Here is a 13,738-nt window from a genome sequence, read left to right as displayed (position 1 = left end):
CCCCACACGGGGGAGACGTCCAGAGTCAGCCCGCTACACTGTCCGGAGCCCATCACCCGAGAAGGAGTCGCCTTGAGCCCAGATAGCCGCCTGCTCGCAGGTCGATATCAGGTGGGCGAACTCATCGGCCGCGGCGGCATGTCCGACGTGCACCGCGGCGTCGACACCCGGCTCGGGCGCACCGTGGCCATCAAACTGCTGAAGCCGTCGCTCGCCACCGATCCGGCGTTCCGCACACGCTTCCGTCAAGAGGCCCAGGCCGCTGCGCGCATGACGCACCCGACGATCGTACGGGTCTTCGACGCGGGCGAGGAGACCGTCCGCGAGCCGAACGGCCACGAGGCGCAGCTCCCCTTCATCGTCATGGAGTACGTCGACGGCGTTCTTCTGAAAGATCTCATCAAACGCGGGCCGCTCGAGGTGACGGAGGCGGTGCGCATCACCGAGGGCATCCTGACGGCGCTCGAATACTCGCACCGCGCCGGCGTCGTGCATCGCGATATCAAGCCGGGCAACGTCATGATCACGACGACCGGCCAGGTCAAGGTCATGGACTTCGGAATCGCGCGCGCTATCAGCGACTCCTCGGCGACGGTCGCACAGACCACCGCGGTGCTCGGCACGGCCAGCTACTTCTCGCCCGAGCAGGCCAAGGGCGAGACAGTCGACGCGCGCACCGACCTCTATTCGACAGGCGTCGTGCTCTTCGAGATGCTCACGGGCCGGCCGCCGTTCCGTGGCGACACCCCGGTCGCGGTCGCGTATCAGCACGTCAGCGAGACCCCCGTCGCGCCGAGCACGATCAACCCCAAGGTCTCGCCGGCCATGGATGTGGTCGTCGCCCACGCTCTCACGAAGGACCGCTTCGAGCGCTACCAGACGGTCGTCGACTTCCGCCACGACCTCGACGAGGCCGCGGCGGGCCGTGTCCCCGTCCACAAGAAGCAGGACGAGTTCGCCGAGACCCTCTTCGGCGCGCCGCCGAGCTCCGTCTCCGGGCCGGAGGCCGCCTTCCGTCAGCTCGCCGAGGATCAGACCCTGGTCCGCACGCAGCGACGGCCCCCGGTCATCTGGATCTGGGCCGGAATCGCCGTCATGGCGGTCGTCGTCGTGGCCGTGCTCGCCTGGGTGCTGCGGCTCGCGCCGAACACGACCATGCCCGACACGTCACGTGAGGTCCCCAACCTCTCCGGTCAGACGCTCGACAAGGCCACGAAGCAGTTGGAAGGTCTCCACCTCAAGTGGACGCAGACGAGCGAAGAGAGCTCCACGTACGCCGCGGGCCAGGTGACGCACACCGATCCGGCGGCGGGGATCGTCGTCGCGACGGGCGACACGATCAATCTCTACGTCTCGACCGGCAAAAAGGCAGTCACCGTCCCCGACGTCAACAACATGACGCAGGACGCGGCCAAGCAGGCTCTGCAGACCGCCGGCCTGACGCTCGGGCCGGTGACGACGGAGAACTCGGCGACGGTTCCCGTCAATGTGGTCATCCAGACGAACCCAGCGGCCGGCGGCACGGCACACGAGGGCGACACGATCGCGATCACGGTCTCCAGCGGCAAGGTCACACTGACCGATCTGACCGGACAGTCGCTCACCGCGGCCACAGCTCTGCTCTCGCAGCTCGGCTTGACGTCGGATCCGAAAGCTGACCCGACGTGCCCGCAGAACTCGGGTACACCGCTGGTGCACACGCAGTCAGTCGCTCCCGGTGACGTGCCGCAGGGCAGCACCGTCGGCCTCACGTACTGCTCGGGCTAGCCCGCCGACGGGCACAGCCGGACGACGAGAACGCGTTCGGTCAGCCCAGCTCGACGAGCGGGTGCAGCGAGCGGGAGGCCTCGGCCGCGCCCGCGAGTCCGGCGACTTCGAGCCAGTTGCCCAGCATCCGGTAGCCCCCCTCCGTCAGCACGGACTCGGGATGGAACTGGACCCCGTAGATCGGTGCGTCGCGGTGCTGCAGAGCCATGATGACTCCGCCGGAGGTACGCGCGGTCACGATGAGCTCGTCGGGGAGCGTTCCGTCCACCACGGCGAGCGAGTGGTATCGGGTGGCGGTGAACGGCTGAGGGACGCCGTCGAAGAGCATGCTGTCGTCGTGCTCGACCTGCGAGGTCTTGCCGTGCATCAGCTCCTCGGCGTTGGCGACCACAGCGCCGAAGGCCTCCGCGATCGCCTGGTGCCCGAGACACACGCCGAGGAGCGGGGTGCGCGTGGCGAGCGCCAGCTCGACCACCGGGATGGACACTCCCGCGTCGGCGGGCTTGCCCGGGCCCGGCGAGACCAGCACCGCGTCATAGCCGGCCGCGCGGTCGGCGAGGTCGTCGACCGCGATGTCGTCGTTGCGCACGACCTCCGTCTCGGCGCCCAGTTCGTGCAGGTAGCCGTTGAGCGTGTAGACGAAACTGTCGTAGTTGTCGATGACGAGTACGCGGGTCACGGGCCCACGGTACCTTCCTGAGGACCCAGGAGCGAATCCACCCAGGGGAAGACCCAGTTCACGAGCGCCCACAGCGCGACGGCCGCGAGGACGATCAGGACGAGGATCCGAAACCACACCGGTCCGGGGAGTATCCGCCACAGCGCTCCGTACATGTCTCAGCCTCCCGTCACCGCGGCGCGGATCTCGTTGGGCACGTCCTGCGTCGGCGAGAACCCCTGGAACACGTTGTAAGCGATCAGCCGCTCGCCGGCGTGGAACGGCGGATTGCATGTCGTGATCGTCATCAACCGGTCGACCGGTTGCACGTCGGGATGTCGCGGCACCGCAGCGATCACCTGGACCTGCGTTGGCTGGACGTACTCGAAATTGCGGAAGAGATAGGTGTACCAGCCGTCTTTTGTCTGCACGTAGATGCGATCGCCCACGCGAAGTTTGGACAGATCGATGAAGGTGTTGCCCCATCCGGAGTCGTGGCCGGCGACGGCGAAGTTGCCCACCTCACCCGGCATCTGGGAATCGGGATAATGACCGACGCCTGCGGTGTAGCTGTTGAGGACTTTCTCTACGTCCACGGTCTGGCGGATCGTGCGCTTCCAGTCCGCGCCGAGCCGCGGGATGTAGACCACCGCGAACGGCTCGTAGTCCGACGGCCGAGCCATGACAGGCGGGTCGACGGACACCGGAGTCGTGGAGTCGGTCGGTGTGGGCCGCGGCGTCGCCGTGGCCTCGTCGATCCACTTCTTGCTCTGCTGCTGAGCTGCCGAGGTCTGCTGCCCGGACAGGACGAGGTTGTTCCACCAGACCTGCCAGCCCAGGAACAGCCCGACCAGGATGCCCGCCGTGATCAGCAGCTCCCCGATGACGCCGATGGTCGTCTCGATCGGGCCCCGCCTGCGCCGCGGCTTCTGAGCGGCCCGCCGAGCGCCGGCGCGACGAGGGCGCTCGGGTTCGACGGGAGCGGTCATATGACAGATTCTAACCGCGCCGGCACCAGGAAAGCCGGGTGTTTCCCGGGAACCCGCCTGCCGTCGTCACCACGAACGTTCAGATCCCTCCCGCTACACTTGTGTGCTATGGCACGCACCAAGTCCAAGACCAAGCTCGAGCGCTCCGCCCGTACCGAGCGCAGCTCGGCCGCAACAGGCGAGGACACTCCGAACCCCGTCTGGTTCAAGCCCGTGATGTTCGGCTTCATGCTGCTCGGGCTTATCTGGATCATCGTCTTCTACGTCAGCCAGAACCAGTACCCGATTCCGGCGCTCGGCGCCTGGAACATCCTGGTCGGGTTCGGGATCGCCTTCATCGGCTTCCTCATGACCACCCGCTGGCGCTGAGCGCGTCCAAACCGCGCTGCCCACTTATCCACAGCAGCTCTCCCGACAGCCCTGCCACTGACAGTCGGCTTCTCCCCAGTGTTAATAAGCCTGTGGAGAGTTACACCGGTGTAATTATCCCCAGTGTTAATAAGGGTGTGGATAACTTATCCACGCACTGTGGAAGTGCGGAACCGCGTCAGACGAAGTGCAGCAGACTGACGGCCAGCAGCACCAGACAGAGCAGTACGACGAGCGGCGTTTGCCAACGCCGCCGCGAGGGCTTTCGGGTCTCGACGTAGATCAACCCGACCAGCAGGCCGCCGATGAAGCCGCCGACGTGAGCCTGCCACGCGATGTTGAACCCGGGGATGAAACCGATGGCGAGGTTGATCGCCACCAGAACGAGGATCTGCGTGGAGTTCGCACCCAGGCGCCGCTGGATGATGAAGAACGCCCCGAACATGCCGAAGATGGCACCCGAGGCTCCGAGCACCGGCTGGTTCGCAGGACTGATGAGCAGCACGCCGAGCGAGCCGGCGAAACCGCTGATCAGGAACAGCGCCAGGTAGCGCGCGCGTCCGAGCATCGGCTCAAGCGCCATCCCGAAGATCCAGAGCGTGTACATGTTGAGCGCGATGTGGAGGATGTTCGCGTGCAAGAAGACGGAGGTCAGCATGCGCCACGGTTCGAACCCGAGCAGCGGCGAGAGCGAACCGGACGGATACGAATAGACACCCGCGTAGAGGAGCGAGTTCGTCACCTGCGTGCCGATGAACGGCAGGTTCTGGAGGATGAAGACGACCACGCACAGCGCGATGATCCCGTAGGTCACGACGGGGGCGCCGGGGCGGGTCAGCCGCGAGATCCACGGCGAACGTGTCCGCGGCGCAGCAGCACGCTGCTGGGCCATGCACTCTGGGCAGATCACACCGACGGCCGCGGGAGTCTGACACTCACCGCAGATCGCTCTCCCGCAACGCTGACAGCGCACGAAGGTCGCGCGATCGGGATGCCGGTAGCAGACGCTCGCCGGCGCATCGACAGGCTGAGACATCCGTGTTCGCTCCGCCCGCTCCCCCTGTGCCAGCCCCAGCCGGCTCAGGCCTGTTCGATCTCGACCGACTCGATCACGACGTCGTCGAGAGGACGGTCGCGCGCGTCGGTCGGCAGCTCGGCCAGCTTGTCGACGATCTTGCGCGACGCGTCGTCGGCCACCTCGCCGAAGATGGTGTGCTTGCCCTGCAGCCACGTGGTCGGTGCGACCGTGATGAAGAACTGCGAGCCGTTCGTGCCGCGTCCGCCCTGGACGCCGGCGTTGGCCATGGCGAGGATGTACGGCTGAGTGAAGTCGAGCTCCGGGTTGATCTCGTCGTCGAACTGGTAGCCCGGGCCGCCGATGCCCTGACCGAGCGGGTCGCCGCCCTGGACCATGAAGCCGGGAATGATGCGGTGGAACACCACACCGTCGTACAGCGGGGTGTTGGTCTTCTCGCCCGTGGCCGGGTGCGTCCACTCGATCTCACCGGTCGCGAGGCCCACGAAGTTACGGACCGTCTTGGGCGCGTGATTGCCGAAGAGGTTGACCTTGATGTCTCCGTAGTTAGTGTGGAGCGTGGCGACAGCGGTGTGCTTAGACATGGCACCAATTCTTGCACAGCGCAATACCGGGTTTCGGGAAGGCCCCGATGCTCTCGGGCCATCCTCAGGCCTTTCGGTGGCAAGATGGAGTCAGTTCGCCCAGCCGACGCAATGGAGGTCCAGAATGAGCCTGACGAAGAAGCGCAAGAGGGAACTCGACCGTCTGCGGAGTGACGCGCAGAACCTGTGGGGGCAGCAGCAGGAGGTGCTCGCGAACGCGAACGCCCTGGCCGCAGCAGCCCGCCAGCAGGCTGCCTACTACTCCCGCGAAGAACTCGCCCCGCGGGTTCGCGATGGCTACGAGTCCTACGTCCGCCCGGTGGCGCAGTCGGCCAGGGAGTCGGCCGGACGTTACGCGGGCGTCGCACGCGATCGTCTCGTGGGCGATGTCATACCCGCAGTCGGCACCGCTGTCGGCACGGCTCTCTCGGTGGTCGACCACGCACGCGCCGCTCGCAGCGCTGCTTTCAATCGCGATTTCGCCTCGGCGCGCAAGGAGGTCACCAAGCGCGCGTCCGAGGTGACACAGAAGTCGGGCCCCGGCGCCGGCACGGTCATCGCCGTCGGACTCGGGATCGTTGCGGCCGCCGGTCTGCTCTATGCGGTCTGGCAGACCTTCCGCGCCGACGACGAGCTCTGGGTCGCCGACGAGGAGCCGCCGACGGCCGCCGCCGAGTAGATCGCTGCTCTTTTCGGAGGCTCACATCCGGGACGAATTGGGGGTTTCCCCGATGGCGCCGTGACGCCAGGCGAACGAGGCTGGTGACATGAACAACCTCGAGCGACCGGTCGACGGTCCAATCATTGCCGGTGTGTGCGCCGGTCTCGCCCACCGCTTCGGTCTGAAGCCCTGGACCGTGCGCGTCCTCTTCCTTCTCTCCTGCCTGCTTCCTGGCCCGCAGTTCATCGCCTACATCGCGATGTGGATCATCATCCCGGCGGAGAAGCCTGGTGTACTGCGCGTGGCCTGACCGGACCTCGGCGGGAGCGGGACTCAGGCGCGCTACGGCCGGGCCAGCTCTTCGAGACCCGCCATTCTCAACGCGACGTCCACCAGGTCGACGCGGCGGTTCGGGATGGCGGTGAGCGAGAACCATGCGGCTTCGTCGGTGGTGCCGCCCAGTTCGTTCCGCAGACGCCCCCCGGTCACGGTGGCGCGGTAGACGATTCGGAGCGCGTGAAGCGGCCCGGCTTCGGCGACGAACCGGGCCTCAGCGGGGATGATCTTCGAGTCGATCCCGAGGAGCTCGTCGGCCCGGGCCTCGTAGCCCGTCTCCTCCGCGATCTCTCGCACCACGGCGTCCAGTGGATCCTCGCCTGCCTCGATCCCCCCGCCTGGAAGAGTCCAGCTCGAGTGGCCGCTGTCGTTCCAGTGAGCGAGCAGGATGCACGGCCAGTCCACGATGATGCCGTAGGCCGCGACCCTGATATCCACTCCGACACCCTACTGCCGCTCGTCTGTGGAGAGCGGCAGGATGGGAGGGTGCCCGAACTGCCGGAAGTCACCGCCCTCGCCGCCGATCTCGGAGAGCGGCTGAGCGGCCGTGTCATCGATCGGCTGACCATCGTCGCGTTCTCCGCTCTCAAGACATTCGATCCGCCACCGGAGGCGCTCAAGGCAACGACGATCTCCAACGTGACGCGTCATGGCAAGTTCCTCGACATCGCCGCCGACGATCTCCACATCGTCATCCATCTCGCCCGGGCGGGCTGGATCCGCTGGCGCGACGCCGCTCCCCCGCCGCCGTCCGGGAGGCCGACCAAAGGTCCGCTCGCCGCACGACTCGTTCTCGACGACGGCAGCGGTCTCGACATCACCGAGGCGGGAACGAAGAAGAGTCTCGCCATCTCGATCGTCCGGGATCCGGCAGAGGTCCCCGGCATCGCCCGCCTCGGACCAGACCCGCTCGACCCCGGATTCACACGTGACGCGTTCGCGGCGATCCTCGCCGGCCAGGGCCGCGCGCAGATCAAAGGAGTCCTCCGCAATCAGGGTCTGATCGCGGGCATCGGCAACGCCTACTCCGACGAGATCCTCCACGTAGCGAAGATGTCACCGTTCAAGCCGGCGTCGATGACAGACGAGGAGGTCGACCGCCTGTACGAGGCGCTCGAGTGGACGCTGCACGAGGCGCTCGCCCGCTCGGAGGGCCTGGCGGCCTCCGAGCTGAAGAGCGAGAAGAAGTCCGGGATGCGCGTCCACGGTCGCACCGGTCAGCCGTGCCCGGTCTGCGGCGACACGATCAGACAGGTGATCTTCGCGGACTCCACGCTGCAGTACTGCCCCACCTGCCAGACCGGCGGCAAGCCCCTCGCCGATCGGGTGCTCTCCCGGCTGCTCAAGTAGCGTCAGCCGGTGCCGGCGCGAAGGAGGGCCACGCTCCACGGCTCGGCGTCGCCGCAGGTGTAGATCCAGGCTGTGTCATCGGAACTGCGTTGCCAGCCGTTCCGCCACTGATCGGGCAGGGCGATGGAGCCCGGCCGCGGCTCTCCGACCTCGCATCCCGCCTTCCAGAGCGCCTCCGCCTGCGTCCATTGCTCTGTCGAGTCGATCGTCGTCCCGCACCAGCTCGACGCACGCCGGAACGCCGCGGCACGGGATCGTCGCGTCTCGACGTCGATGCCGCAACGCGTGCTCGAGCGCGCGATCATCGTGAGCCCTGGAATCGTCGAGACACTCCAACTCGCTGCGCAGCGCACGCACGTCCAACGCCCATCGGCCCCTCGCTCCGGACGACAGAGGCCGCCGCCGCAGACGACCTCGACCCTGCCGATCGCGCGAGCACCGGAACCGCCGAGAGGACGGCCCAGCGCGTCGCGCCGGACCTCCCGCTCGGCGATCGACCAGATGTCGACGACCTGACGGTCAGGACTGACGAGCCGAGAAGATGACCGACTGATAGCTGGCCCCCGTCGCGTACGACGAGATCAAGCTCGTCTGGGGCCGTCGGCGCAGGGGCGCCGTCGGCCGGATGAGGGCGAAGTCCGTTTCGGCGATCTCGCTACGCCGACTCATCCAGATCGCCTGTGCTACGCCGAGCAGCCCGGCGGAGGATCCGATCTCGCCGAATACGCTCTTGGGCGCCGAGAGCGCTGCCGCGTCGAGCCCGCTCCGTTCGAGCGCCGATCGTTCGGCGCGGTCCACGGCCGCGACCCCGTTCGCGGCGGAGACCACGACATCGATCTCCTCGGCGCTCACGCGCGCGTCGGCCAGAGCCGAGGCGAACGAACGCGCCCACGCAGCGCCGCTGGTGTCGATCCGGCCAGGGCCGCTGCGATCTCCGGTGAGTCCAAATCCGCGCACCTCGCCGAGGACGCGGGACGGCTCGGTCAGCTCCTCGGCCTCGACCAGGAGCGCGACGGCGGCGCCCCCGAAGACCGTCCCTGATCCCTCGAAGGGTCGGACCGCCGTCCCGCTGAGGTAGCCGGGAATACGGAGGTGCCCGGCGACCAGCGCCTCCGGAGCCTCGTCGGCCGCCAGTACGATAACGCGGTCGCATGAGCCGTTCGCGATGAGGCGAGTCGCGAAGTGCAGAGCCGTGAGCCCGCTCGTGGCACCCGCGCAGATGGTCGCGGTCGGACCCTGGAGCCGGTTGAGCAGCGCGACATGTCCGGCCGCGGCATTCATCACAGTGTTCGGGAAGAGCCGCTTGTTGCCGACTCCGGTCTCGATGAGCTCGCGTTGGAACGACTCCACGGTCGAGAGCGGTCCGATGCCCGTCGCGAAGATCAAGCCCGTGCCCGTGGCCTCCGCCGTGCTGAGACCGCGGCCGCCGAGCAACTCGGCAGCGGCGACCGCGGCCCGGCGGCCGAGCGCGTCCATCTTGCGCAGGTGTTGCGGATTCACGCCGCGACGAAGATGCGCCTCCGGGATCTCGCCGAGCGGGAAGCTCCCGTGGCCGTCGAACTCGACCCGGCCGGACTCGTAGACAGGTTCTCCGGCGGCCAGCGCCGCTTCCAGCGCCGCCGTGTCGGGCGCGTCGCCGGCGAGTGCCGACACTCCCGTGACGACGGCACGCCGCACGGAGCGATTGGTGTTCACCCGGTCGTCCGGATGCAGCAGGAGAAGTGATGCGTTGCTCCCGCCGAAGGCGAACGAGTTCTCCAGCACCGTCCTGACCCGCGCCGCGCGAGCGGACCCAGGAACGATGTCGACGTCCGTCCGCGGCGGAACGTCGGGGTCCGGCGTCGCCGTCGGTGGCAGTTGCTGGTCTCTGATGGCCAGGACCGACGTGACGGCGCCGACCGCTCCCGCCGCCCCCAGCGTGTGGCCGACCATCGATTTGGTCGTGCTCATCGACGGAGGGGTGCCCTCCCTGAGCCCGATGGCCGCGCGGAACTCCATGCTGTCGTTGGCCGGCGTCCCGGTTCCGTGGCCGTTGATGTAATCGACGCTCTCGACATCGACGCCTGCCATTTCGAGAGCTGCGCGCATCGCCCTGATGGAACCGCGCCCCATCGGATCGGGCGCCGTCGGGTGGTACGCGTCGAGCGCCAAGCCGTATCCGCCGACGATGCTGAGCGGTCGCGCACCGCGGGCGAGCGCCGCTGAACGCCGCTCGAGGATGACAACCCCCGCTCCCTCTCCGAGGTTGAGCCCCGAGCTCCTGGTGTAGGGCGCGCACTGCCGGGCATCGAGCGCGCCGAGGCAGGAGAACCCGGCATACGAGAAGTACGCAATCGGGTCGACGCCGCCGGCGATCGCCGCGTCGGCCGCGCCGCTCTCGATGAGCTCGAGCGCGTACGCGATCGAAACGGTTCCCGCAGCGCACGCGTTCGAGTGCACGGTCCTCGGACCTTGCGCTCCGAACTGCTCGGCGATGACGTCGGCCACACTGTGGAGCGGGTATTGGAGGAGTGCTGCGGGGTTGGCACGGCTGACCCCGCGTTCGAGCCACGTCCTGTGGAAGGCCTCCCCCGATCTCGAACCCCCGAGCGACGTCCCGAGCGAGATCGCGACGCGCTCCGGGGCGTAGCCGCCGAGAGCGTCGTCCACGGCCAAGCCGGCCGAATCGAGTGCCTCAGCGACCGCGTCGAGTGCGATCGCGTGGCAGCGATCGAGTTCACCACGAGCGTACGCGGACCTCGGAACCCACTTGTCGCCGCCGGGGAGCTCGGCGACCCGGTCGGAGGTCAAGCCATGCGCGCTGACGGTGGTCGGCCGTCCGAACGCCGCACGTCCGTGGCGGATGCTCGTCCAGTTCTCCTCGACGGTGAGCCCCGCTGCCGTCAGCAGCCCGATTCCGGTGATGACGATGTCGTCGCGCATGCTCATGAGATCGGGGTCACCCAGGACTGGGGCTCGACGGCCGGCCGCGCCACTGTTCGAATCTCCGCGCCGCAGTCGAGAACGAGCCCCGGGACATCGAACGGGCGATTGAGCAGTGCCAGTGCGAACACGGTCGCTTGCCCGGCACGGGGTGCGACAACCTGGATCCTGCCCACGACGACATCGCCGGCACGTACCTCCCCGCCCGGGTGGAGGTCGTCATCCGATACGACGGCTGTGAGGCGTCTGCTCAGCTCGCCCTCGTCGTCGGTCCGGCCTCGGTACGAGTCGGATCGCCCAGCGCCGGCCAGCCATCCCGCGCCGGCCTCGCGCACCGAGATGCCGTCGAACTGGCCGGCGAGGAGCGGGTGGTCGACCTCCATCCGCGCACGCACGACCGCGCTCTGGTCGACGAGACGGCCTCCCACTGCCTCGGCGAGGCCGCCGATCCACGAGGCCAGTTCCTCAGGCGCCAGCTCGGCGACGACCACGTAGCCGTACTCGGCAGTCGTCCCGGTCCGCGCGATCACCGCGCGCGCCTGGGAACCGGGAATCGCGGCGGTCCGCCACTCGCCGAGCAGCAGACCGGCGACGTCCTCGTCCAGCAGCGGGCCGACGACCTTCCAGGCCAAGGGACCTTCGACGGCGACCGCGGACAGATCCGGTCGATGCGTGATGCCGACGTCCTGGAGCCCGAGGTCGGACGCGATGGACTCCAGCTCGCCGAGGACACCCGCCGACGGTGCTTCGTCGGACAGCAGGATGACTCGATGCTCGTCCGTCACCACCAGGATGAGGTCGATCGGGCGCCCGTCATCGTCCAGGACGAGCGAGTCGAGGACGGTTCCTGGCTGGGAGTACTCGGTGCTGCGAGCGACAACGTGCTCAAGAAGGCGCTGACGGTCGCGGCCGGTCAGCTCGACGATCCGGGTGCCGCGGGCGTAGACCCCGGCTTCGGATCGGATCGCGTGATAGTCGAGGGCGTGATTCATTGTTCTCTCCTGATGTCTGTGTGTTCCGAATGACTGATGCGCCATCGGACGGGTTGGTTATGCGGGGTTTGCGTGCGGGCGAACATCGTCAGCAGCACTCCGGCGGACGTGGAGCGTACAAGGATCTCCGGGTGCCTGCCCGCGATGGAGGCAACCTCGAGCCAGCCGTTTCCGACTGCGAGCCGTGCCGAGCGGGTCCACGTTCGCCATCGCCCCCTCGAGGGGCCGATGCGGCGCCATCCCCGACCCGAGTCCATGATCTCGACCGGTGACTCGCGGTCGCCCGCCCGGAGGTAGACGGCCGCCTCCGGCGCAGTGTGCGCGGTGGCGCGGACGACGACATCGAGCGCGTCGAACTCGTCGCTGGGCACGAGAGTCCATCCATCGCGGTCGCCGTCGAAGTCCGTCAGGAACGGCAGCTGCGGATCCTGAAGCGACCAGCCCGCGCCACCGCCGACCGATCGGTCGGACTGGCCGGCCACCCAGATCGACGCCGGAAGCTCATCGAACGGACCGAAGGTGCGACGGCGGAGCGATGCCGCCTCGAGGATGGTGTCACTCGCGCGTGTCCACTCCACGACACCGCTCGTGGAGACCACGATGCTCGCGCTGCCGTCCAGGCGCTCGGCGACGAGGTCCGGCTCCTGCCGACTCGTGGTCTGCCGCCAGCGAACGTGGCCGGATTCGTCGGCGTCCGTTCGAGACCCGGTGTTCGCAGACTCCACGGCAGGGAATCCCGCCTGAGGCGCAACCGTGTACGAGATCACTCCGGACCCCAGGAGAACGACCGCATGTTGGCCGTCCATCCGGGCTCGCTCGGCTGAGATGCACACGATGCGGAACCCTGTCCCGAGTTCGCGGTCGACCCACCCGACCTGCAGCCCGTTCGCCTGCCATTTCGGCGTGGGCTCGCCGGCCGGCGCGAACCCGGGCATGTCTGGCGGCCACTCGCCGAGCACAGCATGCGCGAGCTCGACCTTGCCGTCCGCGGTGAGTGCTGAGACCTCCGCGATGCGGACGCCCGAGATCGGATACGCCGTGATGGTGCGCTCCGACGGACCATGCACGGTGATCGCCAGCGCGTGGTCGTCGAATGAGACAGATCGGGTGAGCTCGTCGCTCGTCGTCTGCCAGCCAGTGGAGGTGTCGGTGTTCACGACCCGCGTCACAGCCGGCCGCCAGCCTCCGGCCGGTGTGCCGTCGAGCACGGGGAACGGGTCGGAGAACACCGGCCCGAGGTGCCCGGGATGATGGATCGTCAGCTGGCCGTCCCGATCGAGCCGGACCACGAACTCACCGAGCCGTCGCTCTCGCGGTGGCTGACTGTCGAACGATGGACGAGTCGGCTTCTCGCCGAATCCCGCCTGAGTCACACCATCGATGGTGACGCGGTGGAGGACCCCGTCGTGAGCGCCGACGGTCGCGACGACGGACGTGTCGCGCACGTCGAAGGTGTAGTCGACCGTCCAGTCTGCCTCGTCTTCGGCGCGACGGACGCCGGTCGCCGTCGAATCCTGTCTCCTGGACCGGATAGCGCGCCAGCCGTCACGCGCGGGAGCGTCCTCCGGGTACGCGGATCGCAGGTCGGACGTGACTCCCGGGAGGTGGCTCACCAACTCGATGAAGCCGGCCTCGTCGGGAGCGGCGTCGCTGACCGAACGGAAGCCGCCCCGAACGTAGATCGGGAGGGCGCGTCTGTTCGACGGGTCGACCTCCACCCGCAATGTGCGAACCCCGGCCCTCACGGCCCACTCGAACGACTCGAGGAACAGCCGGCCCGCGAGCAGGCCGGCGCGCATGCTCGGATCGATGAGGAACATCCCGGCGTAGAGTTGACCTTCAGGGGCGACCCGTCGTCGGGACATCCGCGCGTAGCCGGATGTGCCGACGACCCGGTCGCCGTTCACGGCGACGAGGAAGAGCCGGGTCTCCCGCGATTCCATCGTCGCGATCAGCGACTCGGGAGTGAGCCGCTTGCCGGTCTCCATGGGTCCGTAGCCGACACTGTTGAAGAGCTGCGCGACCTGCTCGGCATCGGTCGCCGCATCGAAGTCGCGGATCTCGATGGCCATCG

Annotated in this window: 15 protein-coding genes; 5 read left to right on the top strand and 10 right to left on the bottom strand. The window is 68.1% G+C overall.

Features of this window, described 5'->3' with window-relative positions; genetic code table 11:
* Positions 1-72: 72 nt before the first annotated feature.
* Positions 73-1,767 (top strand): Stk1 family PASTA domain-containing Ser/Thr kinase, encoded by a 1,695-nt coding sequence (gene pknB / locus ACPPVW_RS07465; RefSeq protein WP_426625870.1) that lies wholly within the window; start codon positions 73-75, stop codon positions 1,765-1,767.
* Between the two features lie 40 nt (positions 1,768-1,807).
* Here the strand turns inward: pknB and ACPPVW_RS07460 are convergent, their stop codons facing one another.
* Genes ACPPVW_RS07460 through ACPPVW_RS07450 form a run of 3 tightly spaced genes read right to left on the bottom strand, consistent with a single transcriptional unit; the run spans position 1,808 to position 3,414 of the window.
* Complete coding sequence (locus ACPPVW_RS07460; RefSeq protein ID WP_426625869.1) at positions 1,808-2,446, bottom strand: anthranilate synthase component II; 639 nt, start codon at positions 2,444-2,446, stop codon at positions 1,808-1,810.
* Positions 2,443-2,601 (bottom strand): hypothetical protein, encoded by a 159-nt coding sequence (locus ACPPVW_RS07455; protein WP_426625868.1) that lies wholly within the window; start codon positions 2,599-2,601, stop codon positions 2,443-2,445. The genes ACPPVW_RS07460 and ACPPVW_RS07455 overlap by 4 nt, the downstream gene beginning before the upstream one ends.
* A gap of 3 nt (positions 2,602-2,604) precedes the next feature.
* Positions 2,605-3,414, bottom strand: a complete 810-nt coding sequence (locus ACPPVW_RS07450; RefSeq protein ID WP_426625867.1) for a class E sortase — start codon at positions 3,412-3,414, stop codon at positions 2,605-2,607.
* Positions 3,415-3,522: 108 nt separating this feature from the next.
* Between ACPPVW_RS07450 and ACPPVW_RS07445 the strand changes: the two genes are divergently transcribed.
* Positions 3,523-3,783, top strand: coding sequence for a cell division protein CrgA (locus ACPPVW_RS07445; RefSeq protein ID WP_208038690.1), 261 nt, complete (start codon positions 3,523-3,525; stop codon positions 3,781-3,783).
* A 178-nt stretch (positions 3,784-3,961) separates the two neighbouring features.
* Here the strand turns inward: ACPPVW_RS07445 and ACPPVW_RS07440 are convergent, their stop codons facing one another.
* Both ACPPVW_RS07440 and ACPPVW_RS07435 read right to left on the bottom strand, forming a co-directional pair.
* A complete protein-coding gene (locus ACPPVW_RS07440; RefSeq protein WP_426625866.1) occupies positions 3,962-4,819 on the bottom strand; it encodes a rhomboid family intramembrane serine protease in 858 nt (285 codons plus the stop codon).
* A 44-nt stretch (positions 4,820-4,863) separates the two neighbouring features.
* Entirely contained in the window at positions 4,864-5,403 is a 540-nt protein-coding gene (locus tag ACPPVW_RS07435) for a peptidylprolyl isomerase (protein WP_426625865.1), read from the bottom strand.
* Positions 5,404-5,527: 124 nt separating this feature from the next.
* Here ACPPVW_RS07435 and ACPPVW_RS07430 point away from each other — a divergent pair, with 124 nt between their 5' ends.
* Complete coding sequence (locus ACPPVW_RS07430) at positions 5,528-6,082, top strand: hypothetical protein (RefSeq protein WP_426625864.1); 555 nt, start codon at positions 5,528-5,530, stop codon at positions 6,080-6,082.
* Positions 6,083-6,170: 88 nt separating this feature from the next.
* Positions 6,171-6,374, top strand: coding sequence for a PspC domain-containing protein (locus ACPPVW_RS07425; RefSeq protein WP_426625863.1), 204 nt, complete (start codon positions 6,171-6,173; stop codon positions 6,372-6,374).
* 32 nt (positions 6,375-6,406) lie between these two features.
* Here ACPPVW_RS07425 and ACPPVW_RS07420 read toward each other — a convergent pair whose 3' ends face one another.
* Entirely contained in the window at positions 6,407-6,838 is a 432-nt protein-coding gene (locus ACPPVW_RS07420) for an NUDIX hydrolase (RefSeq protein WP_426625862.1), read from the bottom strand.
* A 48-nt stretch (positions 6,839-6,886) separates the two neighbouring features.
* Here ACPPVW_RS07420 and ACPPVW_RS07415 point away from each other — a divergent pair, with 48 nt between their 5' ends.
* Positions 6,887-7,750 carry an Fpg/Nei family DNA glycosylase gene (locus ACPPVW_RS07415; protein WP_426625861.1) on the top strand — a complete coding sequence of 288 codons (864 nt, stop codon included), beginning with the start codon at positions 6,887-6,889 and terminating at the stop codon, positions 7,748-7,750.
* Positions 7,751-7,752: 2 nt separating this feature from the next.
* Here the strand turns inward: ACPPVW_RS07415 and ACPPVW_RS07410 are convergent, their stop codons facing one another.
* The 4 genes from ACPPVW_RS07410 to ACPPVW_RS07395 form a co-directional block, all read right to left on the bottom strand.
* Positions 7,753-8,055 (bottom strand): hypothetical protein, encoded by a 303-nt coding sequence (locus ACPPVW_RS07410; RefSeq protein ID WP_426625860.1) that lies wholly within the window; start codon positions 8,053-8,055, stop codon positions 7,753-7,755.
* 214 nt (positions 8,056-8,269) lie between these two features.
* Positions 8,270-10,678 (bottom strand): beta-ketoacyl synthase N-terminal-like domain-containing protein, encoded by a 2,409-nt coding sequence (locus tag ACPPVW_RS07405; protein ID WP_426625859.1) that lies wholly within the window; start codon positions 10,676-10,678, stop codon positions 8,270-8,272.
* The gene (locus ACPPVW_RS07400) at positions 10,675-11,664 is read right to left on the bottom strand and encodes an aminomethyl transferase family protein (protein ID WP_426625858.1); all 990 of its coding nucleotides are present in this window, start codon (positions 11,662-11,664) and stop codon (positions 10,675-10,677) included. The genes ACPPVW_RS07405 and ACPPVW_RS07400 overlap by 4 nt, the downstream gene beginning before the upstream one ends.
* Entirely contained in the window at positions 11,661-13,736 is a 2,076-nt protein-coding gene (locus ACPPVW_RS07395) for an N-acetyltransferase family protein (RefSeq protein WP_426625857.1), read from the bottom strand. The genes ACPPVW_RS07400 and ACPPVW_RS07395 overlap by 4 nt, the downstream gene beginning before the upstream one ends.
* Between the last annotated feature and the right edge of the window lie 2 nt (positions 13,737-13,738).

Source organism: Leifsonia sp. McL0607, from assembly GCF_049993355.1.
Classification (GTDB): Bacteria; Actinomycetota; Actinomycetes; order Actinomycetales; family Microbacteriaceae; genus Leifsonia.
Note: the sequence above shows the minus strand (reverse complement) of the source record. Positions and strands in the feature narration are given on the sequence as shown.

Coding starts and splice junctions, on each gene's coding strand:
- ACPPVW_RS07450 (WP_426625867.1), bottom strand. CDS start 3,414: ATGACCGCTCCCGTCGAACCCGAGCGCCCTCGTCGCGCCGGCGCTCGG.
- ACPPVW_RS07400 (WP_426625858.1), bottom strand. CDS start 11,664: ATGAATCACGCCCTCGACTATCACGCGATCCGATCCGAAGCCGGGGTC.
- ACPPVW_RS07430 (WP_426625864.1), top strand. CDS start 5,528: ATGAGCCTGACGAAGAAGCGCAAGAGGGAACTCGACCGTCTGCGGAGT.
- ACPPVW_RS07435 (WP_426625865.1), bottom strand. CDS start 5,403: ATGTCTAAGCACACCGCTGTCGCCACGCTCCACACTAACTACGGAGAC.
- ACPPVW_RS07440 (WP_426625866.1), bottom strand. CDS start 4,819: ATGTCTCAGCCTGTCGATGCGCCGGCGAGCGTCTGCTACCGGCATCCC.
- ACPPVW_RS07455 (WP_426625868.1), bottom strand. CDS start 2,601: ATGTACGGAGCGCTGTGGCGGATACTCCCCGGACCGGTGTGGTTTCGG.
- ACPPVW_RS07410 (WP_426625860.1), bottom strand. CDS start 8,055: ATGATCGCGCGCTCGAGCACGCGTTGCGGCATCGACGTCGAGACGCGA.
- ACPPVW_RS07395 (WP_426625857.1), bottom strand. CDS start 13,736: ATGGCCATCGAGATCCGCGACTTCGATGCGGCGACCGATGCCGAGCAG.
- ACPPVW_RS07445 (WP_208038690.1), top strand. CDS start 3,523: ATGGCACGCACCAAGTCCAAGACCAAGCTCGAGCGCTCCGCCCGTACC.
- ACPPVW_RS07425 (WP_426625863.1), top strand. CDS start 6,171: ATGAACAACCTCGAGCGACCGGTCGACGGTCCAATCATTGCCGGTGTG.
- ACPPVW_RS07405 (WP_426625859.1), bottom strand. CDS start 10,678: ATGAGCATGCGCGACGACATCGTCATCACCGGAATCGGGCTGCTGACG.